We start from the raw sequence: 26,650 nt of genomic DNA, 5'->3' as shown, positions 1-26,650 counted from the left end.
GGTGACGAGGCTCGACAGTGCGCGCCGAGCCCCTCAGCCCGGCGGCGAGAAGTGCTTGCCCAGCCCCGCCCAGCAGGCCTGGTAATCGCGCTGCCGGTGCGCCGCGCCGCTCGCCTGGCGGGTGGGCTTGAGCACGCCGCGCGTCTCGAACATGAAGGCCATCGTGCCTTCGATCACGTCCGGCTTCGACAGGTCCGCGGTCGAGGCCTTGTCGAAGGTGGCCGCGTCCGGTCCGTGCCCGGTCATGCAGTTGTGCAGCGAGCAGCCGCCCGGCGCGAAGCCCTCGGCCTTGGCGTCGTACACGCCATGGATCAGGCCCATGAACTCGCTGGCCACGTTGCGGTGGAACCATGGCGGGCGGAACGTGTCCTGCTGCACCAGCCAGCGCGGCGGGAAGATCGCGAAGTCCAGGTTGCCCACGCCAGGCGTGTCGGTCGGCGCGGTCAGCACCAGGAAGATGCTCGGATCGGGATGGTCAAAGCTGATCGAGCCGATCGCGTTGAAGCGCCGCAGGTCGTACTTGTAGGGCGCGTAGTTGCCGTGCCAGCCGACCACGTCCAGCGGCGAATGGCCGATCGGCGCGTGCCACAGGTGGCCGTTGAACTTGGCGATCAGCTCGAAGCCGCCCTCGAGGTCCTCCCAGGCCGCCACCGGCGTCAGGAAGTCGCGCGGGTTGGCCAGGCCATTGGAACCGATCGGCCCCAGGTCCGGCAGGCGCAACAGGGCGCCGAAATTCTCGCAGACATAGCCGCGCGAGGGCCCGTCAGGCAGCTCGACGCGGAAGCGCACGCCGCGCGGGACCACCGCGATCTCCTGTGGCTCCAGGTCGATCACGCCCAGCTCGGTGATGATGTGCAGCCGGCCCTGCTGCGGCACGATCACCAGCTCTCCATCGGCGCTGTAGAAGTAGCGTCCGCGCATCGCGGTGTTGGCCGCGTACAGGTGGATACCGACGCCCGCGTGCGCATCGCTGCCGCCGTTGCCGGCGACGGTGTACAGGCCTTCGACGAAATCGGTCGGCGCCTCGGGCATCGGCAGCGGGTTCCAGCGCATCTGGTCCGGCGACACCGGTGCCTCGCCGAAGCGGTCGTGGAAACGCGGCTGCGCGAACGGCTCGAAGCGCCCGTGCATCGCCGCCGGCCGGATCCGGTACAGCCAGCTGCGCCGGTTGCTGCCGCGCGGCGCGGTGAACGCGCTGCCGGTCAGCTGCTCGGCATACAGCCCGTGCGCCACCTTCTGCGGCGAATTGCGCCCCACCGGCAGGGTGCCCGCGATCGCCTCGGTCGCGAATTCGTTGCCAAAGCCCGACATGTATCCGTCCACGGTGTCTCCCGGAAACACAGAACGCGTCACTCGGCCGCGAGTTGAACCTGATGATGCGGCCAGAAAAATCCTTTTGCCTCGGATTCACGCGGATGACGCGGATCGGGCAAGGATCGCCGTGAACAGCCTGCCCTATCCGTGTGAATCCGCGTCATCCGCGGCAAAGCCCTACAGCACCCCGCGCTTCATCTGGTCGCGCTCGATGCTCTCGAACAGCGCCTGGAAGTTGCCCTCGCCGAAGCCTTCGTTGCCCTTGCGCTGGATGATCTCGAAGAAGATCGGGCCCAGTGCGTTGGTGGTGAAGATCTGCAGCAGCTTGCGCTGTTTGGTTTCCGGGTCGGCATCGATCAGGATCGCGTTGCGACGCAGCCGCGCCACGTCCTCGCCGTGCTCGGGAATGCGCTGGTCGATCACATCGAAATAGCTGTCCGGCGTATCGAGGAACTCGACGCCCTGCGCACGCATCCGCTCCACCGTCTCGTAGATGTCGTCGGTGAAGCAGGCGATGTGCTGGATGCCCTCGCCCTGGTAGGTGTCGAGGTATTCGTTGATCTGGCTCTTGGGATCGCTCGACTCGTTGAGCGGGATGCGCACCATGCCATCGGGTGCGGTCATCGCCTTGGACAACAGACCGGTCTTGGCGCCCTTGATGTCGAAATAGCGGATCTCGCGGAAGTTGAACAGCCGCTCGTAGTAGTCCGACCACTTCGCCATGTTCCCCTGGTAGAGGTTGTGGGTGAGGTGGTCGATGAAGGTCAGGCCGAAGCCCTCGGGCATCAGTTCCGCGTCGGGCAGGATCTCGTAGTCCGGGTCGTGGATGGTGCCGCGCTCATCGTAGCGGTCGACCAGGTACAGCATGCAGCCGCCGATGCCCTTGATCACCGGCGCGGCCACGGCCTTGCTGATCTCGTCGGCGGCATCGAACTCCTCGGCGCCGTTCTTCAGCGCCTGCACGCGCACCCACTCGGCGAGCTTGCTGAAGCGGATCGCGAAGCCGCAGGCGCTGGGGCCGTGCTTCGCGGCAAAGCGCGCGGCGAAGGAATCGGGATCCTCGTTGATCAGGAAGGTGCAGTTGCCCTGCCGGTAGGTGGTGATCGGGCGGGTACGGTGGCGCGCGACCTGGACGAAGCCGAGCTTGCGGAAGTAGTCGTGCAGTTGCCCGGCCTGGCCGGCGGGCGCGGCATACTCGACGAACTCGAAGCCATCAATGCCCATCGGGTTCTCGAACGTGGTCACCTGCATGCCCGGCTGGACCGGGGCGGTTTGTGACTGCGTTGTCATTGTGATAATCCTCTCTGGGGGGAGGGCACTGGGCCTGTGTGTCGGTCGCCCATCTTACAGTTTCAGGCGCAACCAACAGCAAGGTGCAGTGCATCATGTCCGACGCAGCAATCTCACAGGAACATGCGATCCTCGATCTGGAGCGCTTCCTGCCCTACCGTCTCAGCGTGCTGTCCAACCGGGTCAGCAACGCGATCTCCAGCGAATACCACCGCCGCTTCGGCCTAGCGATCACCGAATGGCGGGTCATGGCCGTGCTTGGCCGCTACCCCGGGCTGTCCGCACGCGAGGTGACCGAGCGCACCGCGATGGACAAGGTCGCGGTCAGCCGCGCGGTCGCGCGCCTGCTCGAGCGCGAACTGCTCAAGCGCGACATCCACGGCGACGACCGCCGCCGCTCGGTGCTGACGCTCTCGGAGGCCGGCTATTCGGTGTACGACGAGGTCGCGCCGATGACCCTGACCTGCGAGCGCCACCTGCTCGAGCCGCTGTCGGAAGACGAGCGCGCGACGCTGTCGCGGCTGATCGACAAGCTCGCCGGCGACGGCATGGACGAGATGCTGCGCCACATCTGAGCGCAGTCCGGGCGGCGCGCCTGAGCGCGCCACCCCGTCCTCAGGGCCGGGTTTCCTTGCCGATGTCCACGCCCGCGGCCGCCGGTTCGGCGAGTTCCGCCTGCCCGGCCAGTTCGCTGTCGTCGCACAGGGTGTCCAGGTGCATCAGCCTGCGGATCAGCGGCGCGATGAACAGCATGGCCACGCCCACTCCGACCGCCAGCCAGCCGACGTTGGAGTAGACCTCCAGCACCTTCTCCGGGCCCGCGCCCTCGCCGCCAGTGGCGGCCGAGATCAGGCCCGCGGCGAAGTTGCCGGTGGCCGAGGCGAAGAACCAGGTGCCCATGATCAGGCTGGCCATGTGCGCCGGCGTCAGCCGGTTCATCGCCGACAGGCCGACCGGCGACAGGCACAGCTCGCCGAGGGTGTGGATCAGGTAGATCACGAAGATGAAGATCACCGGGGTCGCGCCCACGGTCGACGCATTGGCGCCGGCGACCAGGGCCAGGAAGCCCGCGCCCACCAGCACCACGCCGATGGCGAACTTGGCCGGCGTGGACGGCTCGAGGCCACGCCTGGCCAATGCCAGCCACATCATCGCGAACAGCGGCGCGAGGCAGACGATGTAGATCGAGTTGAGCGACTGGAACATCGAGGCCGGGACTTCCCAGCCGAGGATGTTGCGGTCGACCGAGCGGTCGGTGAACAGGTTCAGCGACGCGCCGGCCTGCTCGAACAGCGCCCAGAACAGGATCGAGCCGATGATCAGGTACATCGCGGCGAAGATCCGGTTGCGCTCCTCGCGCTGCATCGAGAACACCGCCTTGTAGAGCACGTAGCAGACCAGGATCAGGCCGGCGCCACCCAGCAGGAAGCCGACCAGCTTCTGGTGCTGGATCATCCACCACACCAGGCCCACGGTCAGGAAGCTGAGGACGTAGAGCAGCCACTCGAAGCGGATGCCGAACAGCGGCGCCGCAAGCCGCTGCGGATCACGCGGCTCGCCGCGCCCCATCAGCATCGGCTTGCCAATGATGAACACCACCAGGCCCAGCAGCATGCCGACGCCGGCGGCGCCGAAGCCGTACTTCCAGCCGTAGGTCTGGCCCAGGTAGCCGGCGATCAGCGAACCGAGCATCGCGCCCAGGTTGATGCCCATGTAGAAGATCGTGTACGCCGGGTCGCGCCGGATGTCGGTGCGCGGGTACAGCTGGCCGACCATCACCGAGATGTTGGCCTTGAGGAAGCCCGAGCCGACGATGATGAACGACAGCGCCAGCCAGAAGATGTTGATCTCGGCCGCGCCCTGGCCACCGGTGCCTTCGAACGCCATCAGGAAATGGCCGAAGGTCAGCAGCACCGCACCGAACAGCACCGCCTTGCGTTGCCCCAGGTAGCGGTCGGCGAGATAACCGCCCACCACCGGCGCGATATACACCAGCGCGGTATAGGCACCGTAGATCACCGAGGCCTCGCCGTCGGAGAACATCCAGTGCTGGACGAGGTAGAAGATCAGCAGCGCGCGCATGCCGTAGTAGGAAAAGCGCTCCCACATCTCGGCGAAGAACAGGACGAACAGGCCTCGCGGGTGGCCGAGGATGGTCTTGCCCGCCTCGACGGCATGCGGATTGGTGGACACGGAAGGCGACTCCTGGGAAGGAAGGACCACGGCGCCTGGCGGCGGCCGCGAGGCGCGTAACTTAGCCCGCCGGGCCCTGCGATGGAAAGCCGCGGGCGGCGACCATTCCATTTGAAGTCCGGATCACCCGAGTCCGGAACTGCGCCGATCTGGAGCCGATCTCCGGCCATCCGACCCTGCACAGACGCGTTCGGGCGCGATCCCCGCGCAATCCGGGGGCGACGCACACGCCGGGCGCCAAGCGGCCGCAGCGGCGGCGGCGCGCCCGCAGCGGCCAGCCATCGACGGCGCCTGATGCGACGGGTCAGCCGGCCGGATACCCGTAGCTGGCACCGATCCCCAGCGGCACGCCCAGGCCCCAGAACGCCAGCAGCAGGGCCGTCCACAGCACCGACAGCGCCAGCGAGTACGGCAGCATCAGCGAGGCCAGGGTGCCGATGCCGGCCGAGGTCACGTAGCGCTGGCAGAACACCACGATCAGCGGGAAGTACGGCATCAGCGGGGTGATGATCGTGGTCATCGAGTCGCCGACGCGGTACGCGGCCTGGGTGAGGTCGGGCGAGACCCCCAGCTGCATCATCAGCGGCACCATGATCGGCGCCAGCAGCGCCCACTTGGCCGAGGCCGAACCGATGAACAGGTTGACCACGCCGGTCATCACGATCAGGCCGATGATCGTCGCCCACATCGGCAGGCCCATCGACTCGAGCAGTTCGGCGCCCTCCACCGCCATCAGCGTGCCCAGGCCCGACCCGTTGAAACCGGCCAGGAACTGCGCGATGAAGAAGGCGATGACGATGTAGTACGCCATGCCGGCCATGGACTTGCTCATCGCCGCGATGATGTCGCGGTGGCTCTTGACGGTGCCGGCGACGTAGCCGTAGACGACGCCGGGCAGCAGGAACAGGATGAAGATCAGCGCCACGATCGACTGCATCACCGGCGCCTGCGCGACCAGCAGCGCGTTGCCGCCAGCGGCCACCGCGGGCGTGTCGGCCGGCGCGCGCCAGGGCGAGGTTTCGGGCCACAGGCTCAGCGCGAACAGCGCCAGCGCGGCCAGCATCGCCAGCGTCGCCCACAGCAGCCCGCGGCGCTCGGCGTCGGTGAGCGGCGCCATCGTCGGCAGCTCCTTCGTGTCGCCGTCGACTGGGGTGCGCGCCAGCCGCGGTTCGATGACGCGGTCGGTGACGAACCAGCCGATGGCGATGATCAGCGCGCTCGAGACAGTGGTGAAAATCCAGTTGTTGAGCGGGTTCACGATCAGCGCCGGGTCGATGATGCGCCCGGCCTCCTGGGTGAAGCTCGCCAGCAGCGGATCCAGCGACGAGGGCACCAGCAGCGTCGCCGAAAACCCGCCCGATACGCCGCAGAACGCGGCTGCGATGCCGGCCAGCGGATGCCGCCCGGCGGCGTAGAAGATCACCCCGCCCAGCGGGATCACCAGCACGTAGCCCGCATCGACCGCGACGTGGCTCAGCACCGCCACCGCCACCAGGGCCGGGGTCAACAGCGCCTTGGGCGTGATCGACAGCATCCGCCGCAGCGCGGCGTTGATGTAGCCGGTGTGCTCGGCCACGCCAAGGCCCAGCATCGCGGTCAGCACCACGCCCAGCGGCGCGAAGGCCATGAACACGCGGTAGAGGTTGGCCATGAACGCGACCAGCGAATCGCCCGACAGCAGGTTGACGATGCGGATCGGCTCACCGGTCGCCGGATGCAGCGCGCTGAACTCCACGCCCGACAGCAGCCACGACAGCGCCCACACCAGCAGCATCAGGATCAGGAACAGCGCGGCCGGGTCGGGAAGCCGGTTGCCGACGCGCTCGACGCTGTCGAGGATGCGCGATGAGATGCCGCGGCTGGGCGGGGCGGGTTCGGGGCGCTGATCACTCATCAGGCGGGATCCAGTGGCAGGCGAGGCGGCAGATGCTAGTGCATCCGGCCGGCGCGCGCGCCCGCGCCCGGGCCAGCTACATCCGCTGCTCCGGCCACAGGTAGGCGCGATCGTCGAAGCTGCGGCACCAGTGCGGGCGATAGACCACCACCAGCACCATCACCCCGCCGGCGAAGAAGGCTTCGGCGAACATCAGCATCGGCGTGGCCACCAGGTAGGCCTCCAGCGCACGACCGCCCAGCCACGCGGTGACCGCCGTCTTGGCCAGCATCGAAGCGGCCATCGCCACCGCCGCGCCGGCGAACGCGTTGAGCATCACGTAGGTGAAGACGTTGCGCGGCAGCCAGGTGCGCGCCGCCCACGACACGACCGCGCTCACCGCCACCGGCAGCGCCCCGGTGGCCAAGAAATCCATCGCCCATCCGTGCCAGGCCGCGCCCATCAGCAGTCCCGCCAGGCTCACCAGCGCCATCACCCAGCAGGCGGTGCCAGCCCCGAACAGCAGCGTGGCGATGGTCGCGCCGAGGAAGTGCAGCATCACGCCCTGCAGCGCGGCGGTGTTGAACCAGCGCATCGCCGCGAGCGCGAGCGTTGCGGCGATCAGGATCCGGCGCGCCTTCTCATCGGCGTCGGCGAGATGCCGGCGCAGCCCCGGGGTGGTGCGCGCCAGCACCAGTGCAGCGACCAGCCACGCCGGCCACAGCGCCCAGCCTGACAGCGTGGCGTCCATGGGCTTGCGCGCTCAGCGCCCCGGCCCGATGTGCGTGCGCACGTCGAACAGCTCAGGGAAGAAGGTCAGGTCCAGCGCCTGCTTCAGGAAGCCCACGCCCGACGAGCCACCGGTGCCGCGCTTGAAGCCGATGATCCGCATCACCGTGCGCATGTGGCGGAAGCGCCACAGCTGGAACTGCGTCTCAAGATCCACCAGGTCCTCGCACAGCGCGTACTCGCGCCAGTAGCGGCCGGTGCCTTCGTAGATCGCCTCGAACACCGGCAGCAGCGCCTCGTCGCGCACGTGCGGGCGCGACCAGTCGCGCTGCAGGTGCTGCGCCGGCACCGCGTGTCCCCAACGGGCGAGGTACATCAGGAACTCGTCGTACAGCCCGGGCGCATCGAGCGCCTCGCGCAACCGCGCCTGCCCGGCCGGATCGTGGGCGAACACCTTGAGCATCGCCGTGTTCTTGTTGCCCAGCAGGAACTCGACCATGCGGTACTGCAGCGACTGGAAGCCCGACGACGGGCCCAGCACGTCGCGGAACTCCATGTATTCCGAAGGCGTGAGCGTCTCCAGCACCGACCACTGCTCGGTCAGCTGGCGCAGCACCTGCTTGCAGCGCGCGATCACCTTCTGGCATTGCCAGACCTGGTCGCGGCGCAGGAACGCGATCGCCGCGCCCAGCTCGTGGATGATCAGCTTCAGCCACAGCTCCGAGACCTGGTGCTGGACGATGAACAGCATCTCGTCGTGGTGCGCCGGGTCGCTCAGCGGCTGCTGCGCGTCCAGCAGCCGGTCGAGCCGGAGGTAGCCTGCGTAGGTGATCCTGCCGTCGAGATCGGTGTGGATGCCGTCCTCGAGCGGACGTTCGTTATGTTCGATGGCCATCGCGCGAGGGTAGCGCACGGCGCTGCGCGGCGTCATGCAGACGACATCCGCAGGGTGCACAATCGCGCCTGCCAGGGGGGCCGGCCACCCGTTCCGCGAGGAACGGATTCGAAGGAGCGTACCCGTGGTCAATCGGCTCATTTCCCGGCTGCTGCCGGCGCTGGTCCTGTGCGGCGTGCTGTGCGCCGCGCCGCTGCAGGCGCAGGTCGTGGTCAGCCAGGTCTATGGCGGCGGCGGCAACAGCGGCGCGCCCTACAGCAGCGATTTCGTCGAACTGTTCAACCGCGGCAGCGAGGCAGTGCCGCTGTCGGGCCTGTCGCTGCAGTACGCCAGCGCTACCGGCACCGGCAACCTCGGCGCGGGCAGTGGCCAGATCGTGGTCCTGCCCGCGGTCACGCTGCAGCCCGGGCGCTACTTCCTGGTCGGCCTCGCCGGTGGCGCAAACGGTGGCCCGCTGCCGGCGCCGGACGCGACCGGCACCATCAACATGTCCGGCAGCGCGGGCAAGGTCGCGCTGGTCGATTCGCCATCTTCGCTGGGCTGCAACGGGGGAAGCACGCCGTGCACGCCGGCGCAGCTGGCGCTGATCCTGGACCTGGTCGGCTTCGGCGGCGCCAACTTCTTCGAAGGCGCCGGCACGGCGCCAGCGCTCAACAACGCCAGCGCCGCGTTTCGCGCCGACAACGGCTGCGTCGACAGCAACCACAACGCCGCCGACTTCGGCAGCGCCGCGCCCGCACCCCGCAACGGCGCCACCCCGCCCGCGCCCTGTGGCGGCGGCGGCACGCCTTTCGCCAGCATCAGCGACACCAGCGCCGCCGAGGGCGATGCCGGCACCACGCCGTTCTTCTTCACCATCAGCCTCAACCAGCCGGCCGGCACGGGCGGCGTGAGCGTGGACTACAACACCGCCGACGGCACCGCGACCACGGCCGACAACGACTACAGCGCCGCCAGCGGCACCGTGGGCATCGCCGAGGGCGCAAGCTCGGTGACGATCAGCGTCGCGGTGATCGGCGACACCGCCAACGAGCCGGACGAGAGCTTCAGCGTCGAGTTGTCCAATCCCGTCGGCGCCGAGCTCGCCGACGCCCAGGGCATCGGCACCATCCTCAACGATGACGTCACCACGGTCGCGATCTCCGCCATCCAGGGCGACGGCCAGCACTCGCCCTACAACGGCATGGCGGTGGCCACCACCGGTATCGTCACCGGCCGCAAGAACAACGGCTTCTTCCTGCAGACGCCCGACGGCGAGGACGACGGCAATCCGGCGACCTCCGAGGGCATCTTCGTGTTCACCTCGACCACGCCGTCCGAAGCGGCTGCGGTCGGCAACCGCGTGCTGGTGCAGGGCACGGTGGACGAGTTCATCCCGGCGGCAGACCCGCACCAGCTGCCGCTGACCGAGATCGTCAACGCCAGCGTGACCGCGCTCTCGGCCGGCCACGCCCTGCCCGCGCCGGTGGCGCTGACGCTCGGCCTACCCAATGCCGATGACGGGCTCGCCCAGCTCGAACACCTTGAAGCCATGCGCGTGGTGGTGCCCAGCGCCACCGTGGTCGCGCCCACCGGCGGCAACGTCAACGAGGCCCAGGCCACTGCCACCAGCAACGGCCGCTTCGCGGTGGTGGTGACCGGCACGCCGCGCCCGTTCCGCGAGCCGGGCATTCCGGTGCCCAACCCCGATCCGCTCGGCAGCAGCGCCACGGATATTCCGCGCTGGGACTTCAATCCCGAGCTGATCGCAGTCAACAGCACCACCATCGGCGCGCCGGCGGCCAACGTGGCGACGGGCTGCCTGATCACCGACGGTTCGCTGGTCGGTCCGCTCGACTACACCTTCCGCCGCTACACCATCCACCCCGAAGGCGCGCTCATCATCGACTGCAGCGGCACCGGGCTGCCGCGGCCATCGCGCCTGCCGACAGCAGACGACGCGAGCTTCGCCACCTGGAACATCGAGCGCTTCTTCGACGACAGCAATGACCCGGCGATCGGCGAGCCGGTACTCACCGCCGCGGCCTTCGAACGGCGCCTGGCCAAGGCCTCGCTGGCGATCCGCGGCTACCTGCACACGCCAGACGTGCTGGGCCTGACCGAAGTCGAGAACCTCACCACGCTGCAGGCGCTGGCATCCCGCATCAACGCCGATGCGATCACGGACGGTGATCCGGACCCGGGCTACAGCGCGCACCTGCTGGAAGGCAACGACGTCGGCGGCATCGACGTGGGCTTCCTGGTGAAAGCATCGGACGTCGCGGCCGGCACGGCGCGCGTCGAGGTGCTGGGCCTGGCCCAGCACGGCCCCGGCGAGCTGCTGGCCAATCCCGACGGCAGCACCAGCCTGCTCAACGACCGGCCGCCGCTGTCGCTCGACGGTATCGTCCATTTCGGCGACGGCCGCAGCTGGCCGTTCACCGCGATCGTCGTGCACCAGCGCTCGCTCAACGACGTCGACAGCGACGAAGCCGGCAGCAACGGCTGGCTCACCCTCGGCCAGCGCGTGCGCGCCAAGCGCCAGGCGCAGGCCGATTCGCTGGCCGCGATCGTGCAGGGCATGCAGGGCGCCGATGCCGCGCGCAACATCGTGGTGATGGGCGATTTCAATGCCTTCGAGTTCAACGACGGCCTTGTCGACGCGCTCGGCACGATCACGGGCCTGCCCGCGCCGGACGCGACGACTGCGGTCGACGGCGACGGCGTCGACCTGGTCGAGCCGGACCTGTACAACCTCACCCTGCTCGCGGAACCGGCCGACCGCTACTCGTTCGTGTTCGACTACCAGGCGCAGTCGCTCGACCATGTGCTGGTCAACGATGCGCTGGTGGAATCGTCGCTGGTCGCCGGGCTGGAGCTCAGCCACGCGCGCATCAGCGCCGACTTCCCCGAACTCGCGCGCAACGAGGACGGCACGCCGGCGCGGCTGTCCGACCACGACCCCACCGTGCTGCTGGTGCGTCTGGCGGCGCTGCGTTTCGCCGACCTGTCGATCGAGGCCGAGTCACTTGCCCCGACCGTTGCCGCCGGGGCGCTGGCGGAGTTCTCGGCGGTGGTCGCAAACGCCGGGCCCGACACCGCTGATTTCCCGGGCGCAGGCTTCGTGTTCGACGCGGCCCTGCCCGACCTGGTGGTCGCCGCGCCCGCAGGCTGGAGCTGCGACGCACCGGAGATCGCCGGCACCACCACCACGGTGGCGTGCAATGCCCCATCACTGGAGGCCGATGCCGAGGCGGTGTTCGCACTCGCCGCGACCGCGCCGGAGGCGCTGCAGGGTGCGCAGCTGACGCTGGCGGCTGCGGCCACCGCACAGACCGAGGATCCGGAGCCGGGCAACAACGACGCCAGCGCCGCAGTGCTCGTGGTCGACCCTTACGCGGGCGTGCCGGTGCTGGAGAACGGCGTCCCGGTGGGTGGACAGGCCGGCGCGGCTGGCGACGAGCTCGTCTACCGCATCGAAGTGCCGGTCGGCGCACGCAGCCTGCGCGTGCTCAGCTACGGCGGCAGCGGCGACGTGAGCCTGTACCTGGCCCACGAGCGCATTCCCACCGGCGCTGATTTCGACGGACGCTCACAGCGGCCCGGCAACAACGAAACCGTGGCGATCACGGCGCCCGCGCCCGGAACCTGGTTCGTGAAGCTGGTGGGCGTGCGCGCGTTCACGAATGTGTCGCTGCGCGCATCGTTCACGGATTGACGGCAGGAACGGGAATTCCAAGGCGCTTCGCGGCCCGGCCCCCACCCCAGCCCTCCCCCGCAAGCGGAGGAGGGCTGGGGTGGGGGCCGCCGCCGCAACGCGATCCAGCGCAGCGCCATCCTGCGTCGGCACACACCGCATTCGCCCGCGCATTGCCGCATTGCGCAACGGTTTCCTACGAAAGGACCCTTATCATTCGCCGTCCAATACTCACCGGATGGACGTGAATGACCGTTGCCGCACGCTTCGAGATCGAGTACCTGCAGTACCTCGACCCGGACGGACAGCTGGTCGCCGAACTGCCGCGGGATCTGCCGCCGAAGGATGAGCTGCTGGCGCTGTTCAGGCAGATGCTGTTCCTCCGCACCTTCGACGGCAAGGCCGTCGCGCTGCAGCGCACCGGCAAGCTGGGCACCTACGCGCCCGCGCTGGGCCACGAGGCCACCCAGATCGGGATCGGCGCGGCGATGCGCCCGGAGGATGTGCTGGCGCCGAGCTACCGCGAGTACGGCGCGCAGATCATGCGCGGCGTGCAGCTGCGCGAGATCCTGCTGTACTGGGGCGGCGACGAGCGCGGCAACGATTACGCCAACGAGCCCGCGCGCCACGACTTCCCCTGGTGCGTGCCGATCGCCACCCAGTGCCTGCACGCCGCCGGCGCGGCGCTGGCGTTCAAGCTGCGCGGCGAGAAGCGCGTGGCCGTGACCTGCTGCGGCGACGGCGGCAGCTCCAAGACCGATACCTACGCCGCGATCAATTCCGCCGGTGCCTACACCCTGCCCTTCGTCCAGTGCATCATCAACAACGGCTGGGCGATCTCGGTGCCGCGCAGCGCGCAGACCGGCGCGCAGACGCTGGCGCAGAAGGGCCTGGCCGGCGGCCTGCACTGCCTGCAGGTGGACGGCAACGACCTGTTCGCCGTGCTCGAGGGCATGCGCCGTGCCATGGAGCGTGCGCGCAATGGCGAAGGCGGAACCGTGATCGAGTTCCTCACCTACCGCCTGCACGACCACACCACCGCCGACGACGCGCGCCGCTATCGCGACGAAGCCGAGGTCAAGGACGCCTGGACGCGCGATCCGATGACGCGGCTGCGCACCTGGCTCAGCGCCCAGGGCCTGTGGGACGAGGCGCAGGAAAAGGACTGGATCGCCGAATGCACGCGTCTGATCGACGTGGAAATCAACGCCTACCTCGAAACGAAGACGCAGCCGCCGGAAGTGATGTTCGACTACCTCTACGCCGACCCGCCGCCCGACATCCTCGAACAGCGCGCGCAGCTGCTGGCGCTGGAGGGACGGGCATGAAGGCCGAGGCCAACCCGGTCGGCGGAGACGCCAGCGGCGCCGCGACCGCCAAGCCGATCACCCTGATCGAAGCCGTCACCCAGGCGCTTGCCTGGGAGATGCGCCACGACGAATCGGTGGTGGTGCTGGGCGAGGACGTGGGCGTGAACGGCGGCGTGTTCCGCGCGACCGCCGGCCTGCAGCAGCAGTTTGGCGAGATGCGCGTGCTCGACACGCCGCTGGACGAAACCACCATTGCCGGCCTCACCGTCGGCATGGCCGCGATGGGCATGAAGCCGGTGGCCGAGGCCCAGTTCGACGGCTTCGTCTATCCGATGCTCGACCACATCATCTGCCACGCCGCGCGCTTCCGGTACCGCACCCGCGGTCGCATCACCTGCCCGATGGTGCTGCGCGTGCCCTGGGGCGGCGGCATCCGCGCGCCCGAGCACCACAGCGAGGCCAACGAGGCGTTGTTCACCAACGTGCCCGGCCTGCGCGTGGTGCTGCCGTCGTCGCCGGCACGCGCCTACGGCCTGCTGCTGGCGGCGATCCGCGAGCCGGACCCGGTGATCTACTACGAGCCCAAGCGCATCTATCGCCAGTACAAGGAAGTGGTGCCCGACGACGGCGAGGCGCTGCCGCTGGACGTGTGCTACGTGCTGCGCGACGGCAGCGACGTCACCCTGGTGACCTGGGGCGCGCAGGTCAAGGAAGCGCTGGAAGCCGCCGAGCAACTCGAGGCCGAAGGCATCAGCGCCGAGGTCATCGACGTGGCCACGCTCAAGCCGCTGGACTTCGCCACCATCGCCGAATCGGTGGCCAAGACCGGCCGCTGCGTGATCGTGCACGAGGCCCCGCGCACCGCCGGCTTCGGCGCCGAGATCGCCGCGCGCCTGGCCGAGCACTCGATGTACGACCTGGTCGCGCCGGTCGAACGCGTCACCGGCTACGACACGCACATGCCGCTGTTCCGCCTGGAGATGAAGTACATGCCGTCCACCGCACGCGTGGTCGAGGCGGCGAAGCGCACGCTGGCCGCGGGCTGAGCCGCGTTCGACATGCGACGGCCGCTGGCGGCGCGCAGCGCGCCGTTGGCGACAAGACCCTGAACCGCGAGCGCCGGTTGGCTTTCCACTGATACGCAGGCCCCCATGACCCAGACCAAGAGCTTCCTCCTCCCCGACCTCGGCGAAGGCTTGCCCGACGCGACCATCGTCGAGTGGTACGTCAAGGAGGGCGACACGATCCGTCTCGACGACAACCTGGTGTCGATGGAAACCGCCAAGGCGCTGGTCGACGTGCCCTCGCCGGTGTCGGGCAAGGTGCTGAAGCTTGCTGGCGCGGCGGGCGACGTCATCACCACCGGGGCGATGCTTGCGCAGTTCGAGCTCGACCCTTCGCAGCCGCAGCGCGCGGAGGGTCAGGACACCGGCCACCATCACGCCGCGGCCGCTCCGGCGAAGGGCGTGGGCGCCTCCGATCCGGCCCCGGACGATCGCGTCGTGGCCTCGACCGAAGGCGGCGCGATCGAAAGCGGCGCCGCTGAGCCGCCCGAAGACAAGTCGGAGCCAGGCGGGGAACGCGCCGACAGCGGCACCGTGGTCGGCGCGATGCAGGCCTCCGACGCCGTGCATGCGGAGTCTGCGGTCTCGGTCGGCGGCATCAAGGCGATGCCCGCGGTGCGCGCGATGGCACGCAAGCTCAAGGTCGAGCTGTCGCGCGTGCGCGGCAGCGGCGCCGAGGGCGTGGTGACGATGGCGGACGTGAAGCGGGCGGCTGCGGAGGGATCTGCGGCGGCTGCCGGCCCCCACCCCAACCCTCCCCCGCAGGCGGGGGAGGGAGCAATGCCTCGCGGATCGGCTGCGACGCGCGATCGACTCCCTCCCCCGCTCGCGCGGGAGGGCCGGGGTGGGGGCAGCTCCGCCGCCGCGCCTGCACCGCAGCGCGCACAGGGCCAGCGCACCCCGCTGTCCGCCTCCGGCAAGCCCATGCGCACCCAGCCGCCCTCGGTCGCCGCCACCGGCCAGCCCGAGCAGCTCAAGGGCGTGCGCCGCAACATGGCGCGGGTGATGGCCGACGCGCACGCCAAGGTCGTGCCGACCACGCTGGTGGACGATGCCGACATCCAGGCCTGGCAGCCCGGCAACGACATGACTGTGCGCCTGATCCGCGCGATCTGCGCCGCAGCCGCTGCCGTGCCCGCGCTCAACGCCTGGTTCGACGGCGACAACCTCAGTCGCACCCTGCATCCGCAGGTCGACATCGGCATCGCGGTCGACACGCCGGAAGGCCTGTTCGTACCCGCGCTGCGCAATGCCGACCTGCTCGACGCCGCCGGCATCCGCGACGGCATCGACCGCCTGCGCGCGCAGGTGCAGGACCGCAGCATCCCCGCCTCGGAGCTGTCCGGCTACACCATCTCGCTGTCCAACTTCGGCATGTTCGCCGGCCGCTACGCCACGCCCGTGGTGGTGCCGCCGTGCGTGGCCATCGTCGGCGCTGGCCGTGGCCGCCACGAAATGGTGCCGGTGGTCGGCGGCTTCGAAGCGCGGCGGATCCTGCCGCTGTCGCTGACCTTCGACCACCGCGCCTGCACCGGCGGCGAAGCCGCACGCTTCCTCAAGGCGTTGCTGGACGATCTCGCCCTGCCCGACTGACCCGGGCGTCCGCGCCCTTCGAATCTCCCGCCGAAGCGAGGTTCACGCCATGCATCGCAGTCGCCTTGCCGGTTTCATGATCGACTGCGGGCAAGGCACGCTCGCCGATGCCGCCACATTCTGGAGCCGCGCGCTCGACCTGCCGCTTGCGGAGCCGGACGAAGGCGGTCGCGGGCGCTACGCCGTCCTCGACGCCGGCCCCGGCGGCCTGCACGTGGAGGTGCAGAAGGTCGACCAGCCCTCGCGCGTGCACCTGGACATCGAAGCGGACGACATCGAGGCCGAAGTCGTCCGGCTGGAAGCGCTGGGCGCGCGCCGGATCGAATTCGTACGCGAACGCTGGTGGGTGATGGAGGCGCCCACCGGCCATCGCTTCTGCGTGGTGCCGCTGCGCGATCCGGATCGACGCGCCCCGCCCAGCACCTGGGAATAAGCGACCGCCGCCCCTCCACAGGATCACCGCCATGCCGCACCACAGCCGCCTGAGCACTTTTGTCCTCGACTGCGAGGTCGACGACCTCGCCCCGCACGTGGAATTCTGGAGCCGCGCGCTGGGCAAGCGCGTCGATACCCGCGACGAGGACGGCGACGGCAAGTACGCGCGCCTGCATACGGAAACCGACGAGCCGGTGCTGCTGCTGCAGAAGGTCGCGCACCCCTCGCGCATTCATCTGGACATCGAAACCGACGACGTCGATGCGGAAGTCGAGCGCCTGGTCGCCCTGGGCGCGCGCAAGCTCGAAGCCGTGCACAGCTGGGTCGTCATGGAGGCGCCCAGCGGACACCGCTTCTGTGTCGTGCGCCCGCAGCGCAAGCCGCTGGGTCCGCACCTCAACCGCTGGGACTGAAGTCGCGCGGCGCCTGCGCTAGTCCTTCGCCGCTCCGGCGCGCGCGGGGTCGCTGCGTGCGCGCACCGCCTTGAACTCCGAGCCGTCCTGCCAGCCGGGCCAGCCGTCGCCATCGGCGATGCCCCGCCCCAGCGTGTAGAGCAGGTCGACATCCTGCACCTGTCCGCTGACGTCCCAGTCCGCCGACCAGTTGTCGCAGGGCCGGTGGTAGCAGTCGGCGAAGTAGCGCTCGCGCAGCGCCTGGCCGCTGGCCACGCCGCCGTCGATGCGGTCGAGCCCGGCGCCAACGGTGATCGCCGGCACGCCCGCGCGCGCGAACGCGAAATGGTCGGCGCGGTAGAAGTAGCCCGCCTCCAGGTTGGGATCGGGCGAATAGACGCGGCCTGCGGCTTCGGCGACGCGGCGCAGGTCCTGCTCCAGCGACACGCGGCCGTTGCCCCAGGATGCGATGTCGCGGGTCGGGCCATCCGGGCTGAGCATCTCGATGTTGAGCACCGCCGCCGTCGTCTCCAGTGGCGCCAGCGGATTGGCCACGTAGTAGCTCGCGCCCTGCAGGCCCTTTTCCTCAGCGGTCAGCGCCATGAATTGCAGGCTGCGCGCTGGACGCGGCCCCCGCGCGAACAGCCGCGCGAGTTCGAGTACGGCGGCCACGCCGGTCGCGTTGTCGACCGCGCCGTGGCGGATGCCGTCGCCGCTGGCGTCGGGCTCGCCGATACCATAGGCATCCCAGTGCGCGGAATAGATCACGGTCTCGTCGGGGCGCGTCGCGCCCTCGAGACGGCCGATGACGTTGCGCGTGACCACTTCGTCGCGCACCACGTCGAACGAGGCCGAGAGCGTCGCATCGCCCAGCGCCACTGGGGTGAATGCCGTGGTCTGCGCCCTCGCCTTCTCGCGTTCGAACTCCAGCCCGGCCTGCGCGAACAGCGATACCGCCAAGTCGCGATGCACCCAGCCGCGCAGCAGGGTGTGGTGGCTGGCCGCGTCATCGCGCGGAATGTCGAACAGCGGCGACAGCCCCGAACTGCGCACGGTGTCCCAGCCATAGGCGGCCGGCGCGGTCTCGTGCACGATCAGCGCACCCAGTGCGCCGCGGCGCGCGAGCTCCTCGTACTTGTAGGTCCAGCGACCGTGGTAGGTGACGGCGCGGCCGTCGAAGGCGCCCGGCGTCGGCGTCTCGAAATCCGGATCGTTGACCAGCACCACCGCCACCTTGCCGGCCAGGTCCACGCCCTTGTAGTCGTCCCAGCCGCGCTCCGGCGCAGTGATGCCGTAGCCGACGAACACCAGCGGCGCATCACGCACGTCGACCCGGTCGACCGGGCTGAGCGTCTGCAGGGTCAGGTCGTCGCCATTGGCCAGCGCGCGCGTTTGCCCGCCGACGCGCAGCGTTGCTCGCACCGGCCCTTCCACCCGCGCCCGCAGCAGCGGCACCGCCTGGGTCCAGCCGCCGTCCTCGCCGCCGGGCTGCACGCCGGCCTTGGCGAACTCGTCGACCAGGTAGGCGATGGTCTTCTCCTCGCCCGCCGTTGCCGGCGCCCGACCTTCGAATGCATCCGAGGCCAGCACCTGCACGTGGCGCATCAGCGACTCGCCGCTGGCGCCGCCGACGGTCGGTTCGGACGCGATGGCCGCCGCCGGCAGCAGGCAGGCCAGCAGGCAGTACAGGGGAAACTGGTGCATGACGTTCCTCCGGGCAAGGCCCGCATTCATGACTGTCGCGACTTCGCGACGCGGTCGAGCCACACGCCCAGGCCTTGCGCGTTGATCGCGATGTCGCCGCCCAGCACCTCGGCCACGGTCTGCGCGGCGGCGCCGACACCGTGGCGTTCGGCATGTTCGACATACAGCGCGGTCAGCGCGTCGACAAGCCGCGCGTGGCGATCGGGCGAGTCGGTCAGGGCGCGTGCCAGCGACGCCATCGCATCGACCAGGCCGACCAGGTCGGTTCCGATCCGCGTGCATTCGGTGAGCGTGCCGTAGTGGGCGATGTGGATGCAGTCCGGCTGCTGCGCGACGAGGCGCTGGATCGATGCCTTCATCTGCCCCGGATCGAACTGCACCGGCGACGTGGTGGGAATGGCGAACGCACCGTTGCCATTGTCGAACTCGCGGTACGACAGGCCGAACGCGTCACCGGCGAACCAGCCGCGCGTGGCCGCGTCCCAGACACTGTAGTGGTGCAGCGCGTGGCCGGGCGTGTCCACGCACAGCAGCGGCCGCCCGGCGAGCGGCACGACGTGGCCGTCGTCGGCCACCACCACCCGCGCCGCATCGACCGGCAGCATGCCGGCGTGGTCGCGCTCGAACATTGCGTCGCCATAGACCACGCGCGCGCCGGCGATCAACTTCGCCGGATCGATCATGTGCTGCGCGCCGCGCGGATGCACCACCAGCCGCGCATTGGGCAGCGCGCGCATCAGCGGGCCGGCGCCGCCGGCATGGTCGAGATGGACGTGGGTCACCAGCAGCCAGTCGACCGCCTCGCGCGCCACCCCGGCCGCGTCGATGGCATCCAGCACGCGCTGCGCGCAGGTCGCGGTGCCACAGTCCACCAGCGCCGCGCGCCCGTCCTCGCCGTGCACCAGCCAGGCCGCGCACAGGCTTGGCCGGATATAGCCGGTATCGATCAGGGTGATGCCGTCCAGGTGCATTCCGCGGTCCTTCATCGCCGGCGCTTGAACAACAGGTGGCGCACTATGAATGCGGCACCGAGCGCGGCGAGGAACACGCCATAGCCCAGCGCCGTGGCCAGGATCTGCGGCCACAGCTTGCCGTGGCTGGTGTCGGCGTTATCGATCGACCAGTACACGCTCCACAGGAATACCGCGACCGACAGCAGCAGCGTCACGATGTCGTAGAGCACGCGCGCCACGTTGCGCGGCTGCCGCGGGAAGAGCCAGTACAGCGTGGCGAGGATCGCGAACCAGGGCAGGAACAGGATCAGGGTGAGGTTGACTTCGACCAGCGGGTTCACGCGTCCACTCCCTTCATCGCCACCTTTTCAGCATCCGCGGCCGCAAGCGTATCGAGCGCGGCCTGCACCGCCGCCAGCCCGACGCCTTCGCCCGGTGTCGCCGGCGCATCGACCAGCGCGGTGTCGCCACGCCTCAGCGCGGCAATCGCCTGCCCCGCCTCGCGCGGCGCGTCGAAGGCGTGGCTCTGCAGCAACACGCGGTCGCCTTCGACCAGCTTGAAGTAGAACCGGCCGTCAGCCTCGCGGTATTGCTTGAACGCCGCGAGCGGGGGTTTCTCCACAGCGGCGTCCACTTCCATCGCGCCCAGCTGCACGCTCGACAGGTCGCGCAGGCCCACGGCCTCGCGCAGCTGCGCCAGCAGCGGCGTCGCATGGCGTTCGCGCAGCCGCCTGGCGCCATCGCGCAGCGTGTCCTCGATGTCACCGGGCCGCGCGATGAGCGCGAGATAGCGCTCGCGCAGCGGCGCGATCTCGCGTTCGACAAGATCGAACAGCTGCTGCTTGGCCTCGCCCCAGCCGATGCCGTCGGCATAGGCCTGCGCGAAGGCGCGCGTCTCGTCGCCGCTGGCGAAGGCCTGGTAGAGCTGGAACAGCGCCGAGCCCGCGCTGTCCTTGGCCTCGCCCGGTGCGCGCGAGTCGGTGACGATCGAGAACACCAGCTTCTTCAACTCCACCGGCGGCACGAACAGCGGGATCGTGTTGCCATAGCTCTTGCTCATCTTGCGCCCGTCCAGGCCGGGCAGCGTCGCCACGTGCTCCTCGACCGCGGCCTCGGGCAGGGTGAAATATTCGCGCCCGTAGACATGGTTGAAGCGCTGGCCGAAATCGCGCGCCATCTCGATGTGCTGCACCTGGTCGCGGCCAACCGGAACGCGCTGGGCGTTGAAGATCAGGATGTCGGCCGCCATCAGCACCGGGTACATGAACAGGCCCGCGCTGACGCCTGCATCCTCGTCCTCACCCTCGGCGCGGTTGCGGTCGACCGCGGCCTTGTAGGCGTGCGCGCGGTTGAGGATGCCTTTGCCGGCGACGCAGGTCAGGTACCAGGTCAGCTCGGTGATCTCGGGCACGTCGCTCTGGCGATAGAACCAGACCTTCGCCGGATCCAGCCCGCAGGCCAGCCACGCGGCGGCGATCTCCAGGGTCGAACGCTGGGTGCGCGCGGGGTCCTGGGACTTGATCAGGCTGTGCAGGTCGGCCAGGAAGTAGAAGCTTTCCACGTCGGCCGAACGGCTGGCGGCGACCGCCGGGCGGATCGCGCCGACGTAGTTGCCGAGGTGCGGCGTACCGGAGGTGGTGATGCCGGTCAGGACGCGGACGGGAGCTGGCGACATTGCGGAATGCACGGCGGAAAACGGAACCCGAGTTTAACCGTTGCCCGTCCCTGGCAGCGCCGCGTAACCCCGCGGCGGCCCCGGGCGCGTTGATTCCCACGGCACCCAAGGAGATACGCCATGATCCGCACCCTCGCAATGTCGCTGGCCGCGCTCGCCGGCCTGTCCTGCGCCGCCGCCTCGGCCCAGCCTCTGGTCCGCATGGAGATCGTCGATCGCGACAGCGGCCGCTGGCTGGAGCAGCACAGCCAGCGCCGCGACACCTGGATCGCCGGCATGCCCGGGCATCGCTACGCGGTGCGCCTGACCAACACCAGCGGCGAGCGCGTGCTGGTGGTGCTGTCGGTCGACGGGGTCAACGCGGTGACCGGCCAGACCGCGGATCCCTCGCAGGCCGGCTACGTGCTCGCGCCCTGGCAGAGCACCGAGATCACCGGCTGGCGCAGGTCGCACCACGACGTGGCGCAGTTCGTGTTCACCGCCCTGACCGACAGCTACGCCGCGCGCACCGGGCGTCCGGACAACGTGGGCACGATCGGGATTGCGGCGTTCCGTGAACGCGGCGGGTGGACGCCGCCCTCGCGGCCTTCGCCGCCGATCGCGCGCGACTCCGCGCCGGCGAAATCGCGCAGCGCCGCGCCAGTCGCGGAAGCCTCCGATGCGCTGGCGACGATGCCGCAACGCATCGGCACCGGACATGGCGAGCGCGAGTGGTCGCCGGCCGGCCAGACTTCGTTCCAGCGCACCTCACGCCCCGACCAGGTCACACAGCTGCGCTATGACTCACCCGGCGCGCTCGCTGCGCGCGGCATCGTGCCGCAGGAGCAGCCGTGGAGCAGGCGCGGTGGCCCGCAGGCGTTTCCGGGGGGGTTTGTGGCGGATCCGCCGCGAGGGTGGAGATAGGCGTTCGGGAATGGATAGGCGGGCAGCCCCGCCGACGGATTGGAAGCGCTGGCATGACGGGCACGCGCAGTATTCAGGGTGCGGTCGCGGCTGAAGCCGCTCCTACAAACGCCCTACAAGGCTGCGGCGCGTGCGGTGAGCGCGCATAGGGAAAGGGCCGGCATTGCCGGCCCTTTCCTGTTGTTTGCACGCCAGCGATGCCGCCCGGCGTCGTGGAGCGGCGCGATCAGGAGAGAGTTTTCTCGAAGTCACGCACTTCCTGCTCGGCGCGATCGCGCTCCCAGCCGTAGCGCTCCTGCAGCTTGCCGGCCAGGTACTTGCTGTCGCCCGCGGCCACATCGAACACGTCGTCGGTCAGGTCGCCCCACTTGGCCTGCGCCTGGCCCTTGAGCTGGGTCCACTTGCCGGAAATGATGTCCTTGTTCATTGCTTGATCCTTCTTCGAGGGAGGGATCGACGCCGTTGTTCGCGTCGATGGATCCAGCATGCCGTCGCACTGATCACGACCGGATCAAGGTTCCGTAAACCTTCGTTCACAACGATGAGCGATGTGCGTGAATTGATTCAGCAACACTCCCGAAAACAAGAAAGCCGGCGTTTCCGCCGGCTTTCCTGATCGCATCACGGATCAGCGTGGATCGGTCCCGCCCGTATCGTCGGCCTTGTCCTGCACCTTGTCACCAACCTTCTCGACGTCCTTGCCCACACCCTTCATCGTGTTGCACGCGCTGAGCGTGCCGACGGAAAACATGGCGAGCAGCATCAGGGCCATCAAACGCTTCATCTGTAATCTCCAGGTAGTGCGGCGCGGCCTTCCGCGCTCGTCCCGGACATCTGACCGCCAACCGCGTGAAAGACGCGTTTGATTGGCGATGGCAGGACGCGTCGCCCGCAGCGGTGTTCAGCGTTGTCAACGGCGCGTCAAGGCCTCAGTCGCGCATCAACGTCGACTTCCCGAACAGGCTTTCCACCAGGTCGACAGCCAGTTCGGCGGTGCTGTTGCGCGCGTCAAGCGCCGGATTGACCTCGACCACGTCCAGCGACCCCAGGCAGCCGGTGTCGGCGATCATCTCCATGATCAGCTGCGCCTCGCGATAGTTGACCCCGCCGGGGATCGGCGTGCCGGTGCCGGGGGCAATGGTCGGGTCGAGGATGTCGACATCGAAGCTCACGTGCAGGTGCGTGTTCTCGTCCAAGCCGTACAGCGCCTGCTGCATCGTCTGCCGCATGCCCACCTCGTCGATGTAGCGCATGTCGTAGATGTCCAGCCCATGCTCCTTGACCAGGCGCTTTTCGTCCTGGTCGACCGAGCGGATGCCGATCTGGCGGACCTGCGCCGCCACCAGCGCCGGCACGTGCCCGCCCATGCGCACCAGCGGGTCCGGTCCGATCCCGCACAGGCAGGCCACGGGCATGCCGTGGATGTTGCCCGAGGGCGTGATCGCGCTGGTGTTGAAGTCGGTGTGCGCATCGAGCCACAGCACCCGCAGGGTCTTGCCGCTGCGGCGGCAGTGGTCTGCAACGGCTGCGATCGAGCCGACGGCCAGCGAGTGGTCGCCGCCGAGCATCAGCGGCAGCCGTCCGGAGGCGAGGATCGCCGAGGATGCGTCGAACACCGCCTGGGTCCAGGCCACGACCTGGTCGAGGTGGCGATAGCCGTCGACCGCCTGCTGCCAGGGATTGCGGGGGCCGACCACGTCGCCGCGATCCACCACGTCCACGCCGCGCGCCGCCAGCGCCTCGCCCAGCCCCGCCACGCGCAAGGCCTCGGGGCCCATCGATGCACCACGGGCACCGGCCCCGATGTCGGTGGGCACGCCGAAGATCGAAACCGGGGGGTAGCGTCGGGACATGGACGGTTGCTCCTGCAAGGGATTGCCGCCGAGTCTACGGCCACCTGCAACGGCGCGGCGGCGTGCAGTGCTGGACGCGCTCCTGCGATTGCGCGGATGACACGGGGCAGCAGGGACCCGGATCGATGCGCCCGCGCACGGCGGGTGGATCGCACGGCGCAGTCAGGCGTCGACCGAGAGTCCCGCGCCTGCGCGGGGTGGTGCCGCTTGTCCGAATCGAACGGACGACCTACGGTTTACAAGACCGTTGCTCTACCAACTGAGCTAAAGCGGCGAAGATGACCGCGCCGGCGCTGGCGCCGCGCGGCCGCATTCTAGCGCGGCAGGGTTGCGCACTCGACCGCCTCGCTGCGCGCGGCACCGCTGGCGCGCTGCAGGGCGGCCAGGTCGGCCCCCACGGGCGCCGCCACATCGATCCAGTGCCGCGCCGTGGCGGGATCACCGAGCGGCTCGGCGATCGCCCCGAACCCCGCCGCGACCAGCGCCTGCTGGTGGCGCCGGGCTGCCGGCTCGCTGCCGAAGCGGCCCAGCGCGATGTCGACCCAGCCGTCGGCATCGGCCGGCATCAGGTAATGATCGCGGAAGCCGGCCGCGGCCAGCCGGGTCGCCGTGGCCGCGGCCGCGGCGCGGTCGGGCAGCGCACGCATCCGCACCTGCCAGCCGCGCGCCGTGGGCTGCACCTGGCGGGTCGCGAGCGACTGCACCAGGGGGCGAAGCCGCGCCTGGGCCTGCTGCGCGGCGGTAGCCTCGTCGAACGGGCCAAAGCTGCGGCAGACCGTCGCAACGGCGGCATCGGCGTCAACGTCAACGACAGAGGGAACCGCAGCCGCGGGGGCAGGCGCCGGGGTCGGCACCGGCGCCACCATCGGCACGGCGGCGATCGCGGGTGAGGCGGCCTCGTCCAGCAGCCGCAGCGGCTCGGCACCCTCGGGCAGGGCCACCACCGGCGCCGGCTGCGTGTCCACGCGCGTGATCCACCACAGCGTGACGCCAAGGTTGAGGATCAGCAGCAGGACGATCAGGGCACGGCTGGGCATTGCGGGATTCTAGCCGTGGCCGGCGTCGACCCGGGCCCAGCGCGCAAGACCCTCCAGCACCAGCGCCGGCTCGCACACGGCATCGCCCAGGTGTGGCAGCAGTTCCGCGGCGCCGCCGCCGTGCAGCAGCAGCGACACCGGCCCGCCGCAGGCCCGTGCGGCCGCCTCGCGGCTCTGCTCGACCAGGGCCAGCGCCGCGCCCAGGCAGCCGGACGCCAGCGCGTCGAGCGTCCCGCTGGCGAAGACGCGATAGTCGCCACCTGCTGCCGGCAGCTGCGCCGCGCGCGCCTGCAGGGACTGGCGCATCAGCGTCGGCGCCGGCGCGATGCGCCCGCCGTGGTGGCGGCCTTCGGCATCGACCAGGTCGATGGTCAGCGCCGTACCAACCCCCACCACGAGCCACGCGCCGCCGCGCCCGTGCGCAGCCAGCAGGGTCAGGAACCGGTCCACGCCCAGCCGCGCCGGCTCGTCGTAGGCGATGCGCAGGCCCTGCCATGTCTTTCGTGTCGTCGCCACGCTGATGCGGCCGCAGCGCGCGGCCAGCGCGTCGAGCAGGGCCACGCGCAGCGCCGGCGAGGCCACGCTCGCCACGTACGCGGCCTCGATCCGGGGCGGCAGGTCCGCTGCCCAGCCCGGCGCGAGCGCCCCGTCCTGATGGGGGAAGGCCCGGACCTCGCCCGGACGCCCGTCCCCGCCCAGCGGCGCGCACTTGAGCCGCGAGTTGCCGACGTCGAACAACCACGCGCTCACGCATCCGCTCCCGGGCGCAAGCTGACTTCGCCTGCATGGAAGCTGCGTTCGCCATCGTCCATGCGGACCCGCAGCGCGCCATCGGCCCCCAGGCCCAGCGCAATGCCGTGTTGCTCGATATCGCCCGACTGCATCCGCACCGCCTGCCCAACCAGCGCGTCGTGCCTGGCGTAGGCCGGCAGGAACGGCGCCAGCCCGGCCTCGTCGAAGCGCGCCAGCGCCGGCAGCAGCCGCGCCAGCAGGGTTGCGGCGATGTGGTCGCGCGGCGGCGGCTCGCACAGCGCCTGCAGGTCGATCCAGGGCTGGTCGATGTCGGCGCCGGCGGTCGCCGGCATGCGCACGTTGAGCCCGATGCCGATCACCGCCCGCGCCGGGCCCGCGTATTCGCCGCCGCCTTCGACCAGGATGCCGCCGAGCTTGCGCAGCCGCCCGCCCTCGGCCACGACCACGTCGTTGGGCCACTTCAGCCGGGCCGCGGCCACGCCCAGCGCGTGCAGGGTCTCGACGACCGCGATTCCCGCGACCAGGCTCAGCCCGCCCAGCCGCGCCAGGCCCGCATCGAAGCGGCGCCCCACCGACAGGTACAGGTTGGCGGCCAGCGGCGAGGCCCAGGGCCGGCCGCGGCGGCCGCGCCCGCCGGTCTGGCGTTCGGCCAGCAGCACCTGCACGCCGTCGCCCGCATCGCCGCGGCGCAGCAGCTCGGAGCTGGTCGAATCCAGTGACCACGCGACCTCGAGGGTGCCGATGCCGCTCCGCAGTTCATCCGGCAGCGCGGCAGCGATGCGCCCGGCGTCCAGCAGGTCCACCGGCGCGGCCAGCGCGTAGCCGAGGCCGGCACGGGCCTCGACCCGGACCCCGGCCGCGCGCAGCGCCTCGATGCGTTTCCAGACGGCGGCGCGGCTCAGCCCGGCCTCGCGTGCCAGCACGTCGCCCGAGACCGGGCCCTCGCCCAGGCGGCATAGCAGGGCGCGGTCGGCGGCGGCGGTCACGGCTGGTCCAGGCAGGGCATGC

At 70.0% G+C, this 26,650-nt stretch carries 24 protein-coding genes and 1 tRNA gene; 8 read left to right on the top strand and 17 right to left on the bottom strand.

Features of this window, described 5'->3' with window-relative positions; all coding sequences use genetic code 11:
- Positions 1-33: 33 nt before the first annotated feature.
- Positions 34-1,311 (bottom strand): homogentisate 1,2-dioxygenase, encoded by a 1,278-nt coding sequence (gene hmgA, locus ACW5DW_RS09285; protein WP_457018854.1) that lies wholly within the window; start codon positions 1,309-1,311, stop codon positions 34-36.
- 180 nt (positions 1,312-1,491) lie between these two features.
- Positions 1,492-2,604 (bottom strand): 4-hydroxyphenylpyruvate dioxygenase, encoded by a 1,113-nt coding sequence (gene hppD / locus ACW5DW_RS09280; RefSeq protein ID WP_457018549.1) that lies wholly within the window; start codon positions 2,602-2,604, stop codon positions 1,492-1,494.
- 95 nt (positions 2,605-2,699) lie between these two features.
- On the opposite strand from hppD, the gene ACW5DW_RS09275 reads away from it, so the two are divergent.
- Positions 2,700-3,179, top strand: a complete 480-nt coding sequence (locus tag ACW5DW_RS09275) for a MarR family winged helix-turn-helix transcriptional regulator (RefSeq protein ID WP_457018548.1) — start codon at positions 2,700-2,702, stop codon at positions 3,177-3,179.
- Positions 3,180-3,219: 40 nt separating this feature from the next.
- Here ACW5DW_RS09275 and ACW5DW_RS09270 read toward each other — a convergent pair whose 3' ends face one another.
- From ACW5DW_RS09270 to ACW5DW_RS09255, 4 genes are all read right to left on the bottom strand, one after another.
- Positions 3,220-4,797 carry a peptide MFS transporter gene (locus ACW5DW_RS09270; protein ID WP_457018547.1) on the bottom strand — a complete coding sequence of 526 codons (1,578 nt, stop codon included), beginning with the start codon at positions 4,795-4,797 and terminating at the stop codon, positions 3,220-3,222.
- A 304-nt stretch (positions 4,798-5,101) separates the two neighbouring features.
- On the bottom strand, positions 5,102-6,691 hold the full coding sequence (locus ACW5DW_RS09265; protein WP_457018546.1) for an AbgT family transporter: 1,590 nt from the start codon (positions 6,689-6,691) through the stop codon (positions 5,102-5,104).
- A 76-nt stretch (positions 6,692-6,767) separates the two neighbouring features.
- Positions 6,768-7,421, bottom strand: coding sequence for an energy-coupling factor ABC transporter permease (locus tag ACW5DW_RS09260; RefSeq protein WP_457018545.1), 654 nt, complete (start codon positions 7,419-7,421; stop codon positions 6,768-6,770).
- 12 nt (positions 7,422-7,433) lie between these two features.
- The gene (locus tag ACW5DW_RS09255; protein ID WP_457018544.1) at positions 7,434-8,294 is read right to left on the bottom strand and encodes a tryptophan 2,3-dioxygenase; all 861 of its coding nucleotides are present in this window, start codon (positions 8,292-8,294) and stop codon (positions 7,434-7,436) included.
- Between the two features lie 124 nt (positions 8,295-8,418).
- Between ACW5DW_RS09255 and ACW5DW_RS09250 the strand changes: the two genes are divergently transcribed.
- The 6 genes from ACW5DW_RS09250 (at position 8,419) to ACW5DW_RS09225 (ending at position 16,785) form a co-directional block, all read left to right on the top strand.
- Positions 8,419-11,991, top strand: coding sequence for a Calx-beta domain-containing protein (locus ACW5DW_RS09250; RefSeq protein ID WP_457018543.1), 3,573 nt, complete (start codon positions 8,419-8,421; stop codon positions 11,989-11,991).
- 227 nt (positions 11,992-12,218) lie between these two features.
- The gene (gene pdhA / locus ACW5DW_RS09245; RefSeq protein WP_457018542.1) at positions 12,219-13,298 is read left to right on the top strand and encodes a pyruvate dehydrogenase (acetyl-transferring) E1 component subunit alpha; all 1,080 of its coding nucleotides are present in this window, start codon (positions 12,219-12,221) and stop codon (positions 13,296-13,298) included.
- The gene (locus ACW5DW_RS09240; protein WP_457018541.1) at positions 13,295-14,326 is read left to right on the top strand and encodes an alpha-ketoacid dehydrogenase subunit beta; all 1,032 of its coding nucleotides are present in this window, start codon (positions 13,295-13,297) and stop codon (positions 14,324-14,326) included. The genes pdhA and ACW5DW_RS09240 overlap by 4 nt, the downstream gene beginning before the upstream one ends.
- A gap of 105 nt (positions 14,327-14,431) precedes the next feature.
- Positions 14,432-15,937 (top strand): dihydrolipoamide acetyltransferase family protein, encoded by a 1,506-nt coding sequence (locus ACW5DW_RS09235; protein ID WP_457018540.1) that lies wholly within the window; start codon positions 14,432-14,434, stop codon positions 15,935-15,937.
- A gap of 49 nt (positions 15,938-15,986) precedes the next feature.
- The gene (locus ACW5DW_RS09230; protein WP_457018539.1) at positions 15,987-16,370 is read left to right on the top strand and encodes a VOC family protein; all 384 of its coding nucleotides are present in this window, start codon (positions 15,987-15,989) and stop codon (positions 16,368-16,370) included.
- A 31-nt stretch (positions 16,371-16,401) separates the two neighbouring features.
- The gene (locus ACW5DW_RS09225; protein WP_457018538.1) at positions 16,402-16,785 is read left to right on the top strand and encodes a VOC family protein; all 384 of its coding nucleotides are present in this window, start codon (positions 16,402-16,404) and stop codon (positions 16,783-16,785) included.
- Between the two features lie 18 nt (positions 16,786-16,803).
- Here ACW5DW_RS09225 and ACW5DW_RS09220 read toward each other — a convergent pair whose 3' ends face one another.
- From ACW5DW_RS09220 to ACW5DW_RS09205, 4 genes are read right to left on the bottom strand one after another with little or no spacing between them, the layout of a single operon-like run.
- Complete coding sequence (locus ACW5DW_RS09220; RefSeq protein ID WP_457018537.1) at positions 16,804-18,468, bottom strand: M28 family metallopeptidase; 1,665 nt, start codon at positions 18,466-18,468, stop codon at positions 16,804-16,806.
- A 26-nt stretch (positions 18,469-18,494) separates the two neighbouring features.
- Complete coding sequence (locus tag ACW5DW_RS09215; RefSeq protein ID WP_457018536.1) at positions 18,495-19,439, bottom strand: MBL fold metallo-hydrolase; 945 nt, start codon at positions 19,437-19,439, stop codon at positions 18,495-18,497.
- A gap of 11 nt (positions 19,440-19,450) precedes the next feature.
- Positions 19,451-19,762, bottom strand: a complete 312-nt coding sequence (locus ACW5DW_RS09210) for a hypothetical protein (RefSeq protein ID WP_457018535.1) — start codon at positions 19,760-19,762, stop codon at positions 19,451-19,453.
- Positions 19,759-21,096 (bottom strand): tryptophan--tRNA ligase, encoded by a 1,338-nt coding sequence (locus ACW5DW_RS09205; RefSeq protein ID WP_457018534.1) that lies wholly within the window; start codon positions 21,094-21,096, stop codon positions 19,759-19,761. The genes ACW5DW_RS09210 and ACW5DW_RS09205 overlap by 4 nt, the downstream gene beginning before the upstream one ends.
- Positions 21,097-21,216: 120 nt before the next feature.
- Between ACW5DW_RS09205 and ACW5DW_RS09200 the strand changes: the two genes are divergently transcribed.
- Positions 21,217-21,999, top strand: coding sequence for a hypothetical protein (locus ACW5DW_RS09200; RefSeq protein WP_457018533.1), 783 nt, complete (start codon positions 21,217-21,219; stop codon positions 21,997-21,999).
- 226 nt (positions 22,000-22,225) lie between these two features.
- On the opposite strand, the gene ACW5DW_RS09195 is transcribed toward ACW5DW_RS09200, so the two are convergent.
- From ACW5DW_RS09195 to birA, 7 genes are all read right to left on the bottom strand, one after another.
- Positions 22,226-22,426 carry a CsbD family protein gene (locus ACW5DW_RS09195; protein WP_457018532.1) on the bottom strand — a complete coding sequence of 67 codons (201 nt, stop codon included), beginning with the start codon at positions 22,424-22,426 and terminating at the stop codon, positions 22,226-22,228.
- A 201-nt stretch (positions 22,427-22,627) separates the two neighbouring features.
- Positions 22,628-22,783, bottom strand: coding sequence for an entericidin A/B family lipoprotein (locus ACW5DW_RS09190; protein WP_457018531.1), 156 nt, complete (start codon positions 22,781-22,783; stop codon positions 22,628-22,630).
- Between the two features lie 145 nt (positions 22,784-22,928).
- The gene (gene rocF, locus ACW5DW_RS09185) at positions 22,929-23,852 is read right to left on the bottom strand and encodes an arginase (RefSeq protein WP_457018530.1); all 924 of its coding nucleotides are present in this window, start codon (positions 23,850-23,852) and stop codon (positions 22,929-22,931) included.
- A gap of 198 nt (positions 23,853-24,050) precedes the next feature.
- Positions 24,051-24,126, bottom strand: a tRNA-Thr gene (locus ACW5DW_RS09180).
- A gap of 40 nt (positions 24,127-24,166) precedes the next feature.
- Positions 24,167-24,889: an SPOR domain-containing protein gene (locus tag ACW5DW_RS09175; protein WP_457018529.1), complete on the bottom strand. Its 723-nt coding sequence runs from the start codon at positions 24,887-24,889 to the stop codon at positions 24,167-24,169.
- Between the two features lie 9 nt (positions 24,890-24,898).
- Positions 24,899-25,639 (bottom strand): type III pantothenate kinase, encoded by a 741-nt coding sequence (locus ACW5DW_RS09170; RefSeq protein ID WP_457018528.1) that lies wholly within the window; start codon positions 25,637-25,639, stop codon positions 24,899-24,901.
- The gene (birA, locus tag ACW5DW_RS09165) at positions 25,636-26,628 is read right to left on the bottom strand and encodes a bifunctional biotin--[acetyl-CoA-carboxylase] ligase/biotin operon repressor BirA (RefSeq protein WP_457018527.1); all 993 of its coding nucleotides are present in this window, start codon (positions 26,626-26,628) and stop codon (positions 25,636-25,638) included. The genes ACW5DW_RS09170 and birA overlap by 4 nt, the downstream gene beginning before the upstream one ends.
- Positions 26,629-26,650 lie beyond the last annotated feature (22 nt).

This window comes from Luteimonas sp. A482 (assembly GCF_054072655.1).
This window is presented reverse-complemented; position numbering and strand designations above follow the sequence as displayed.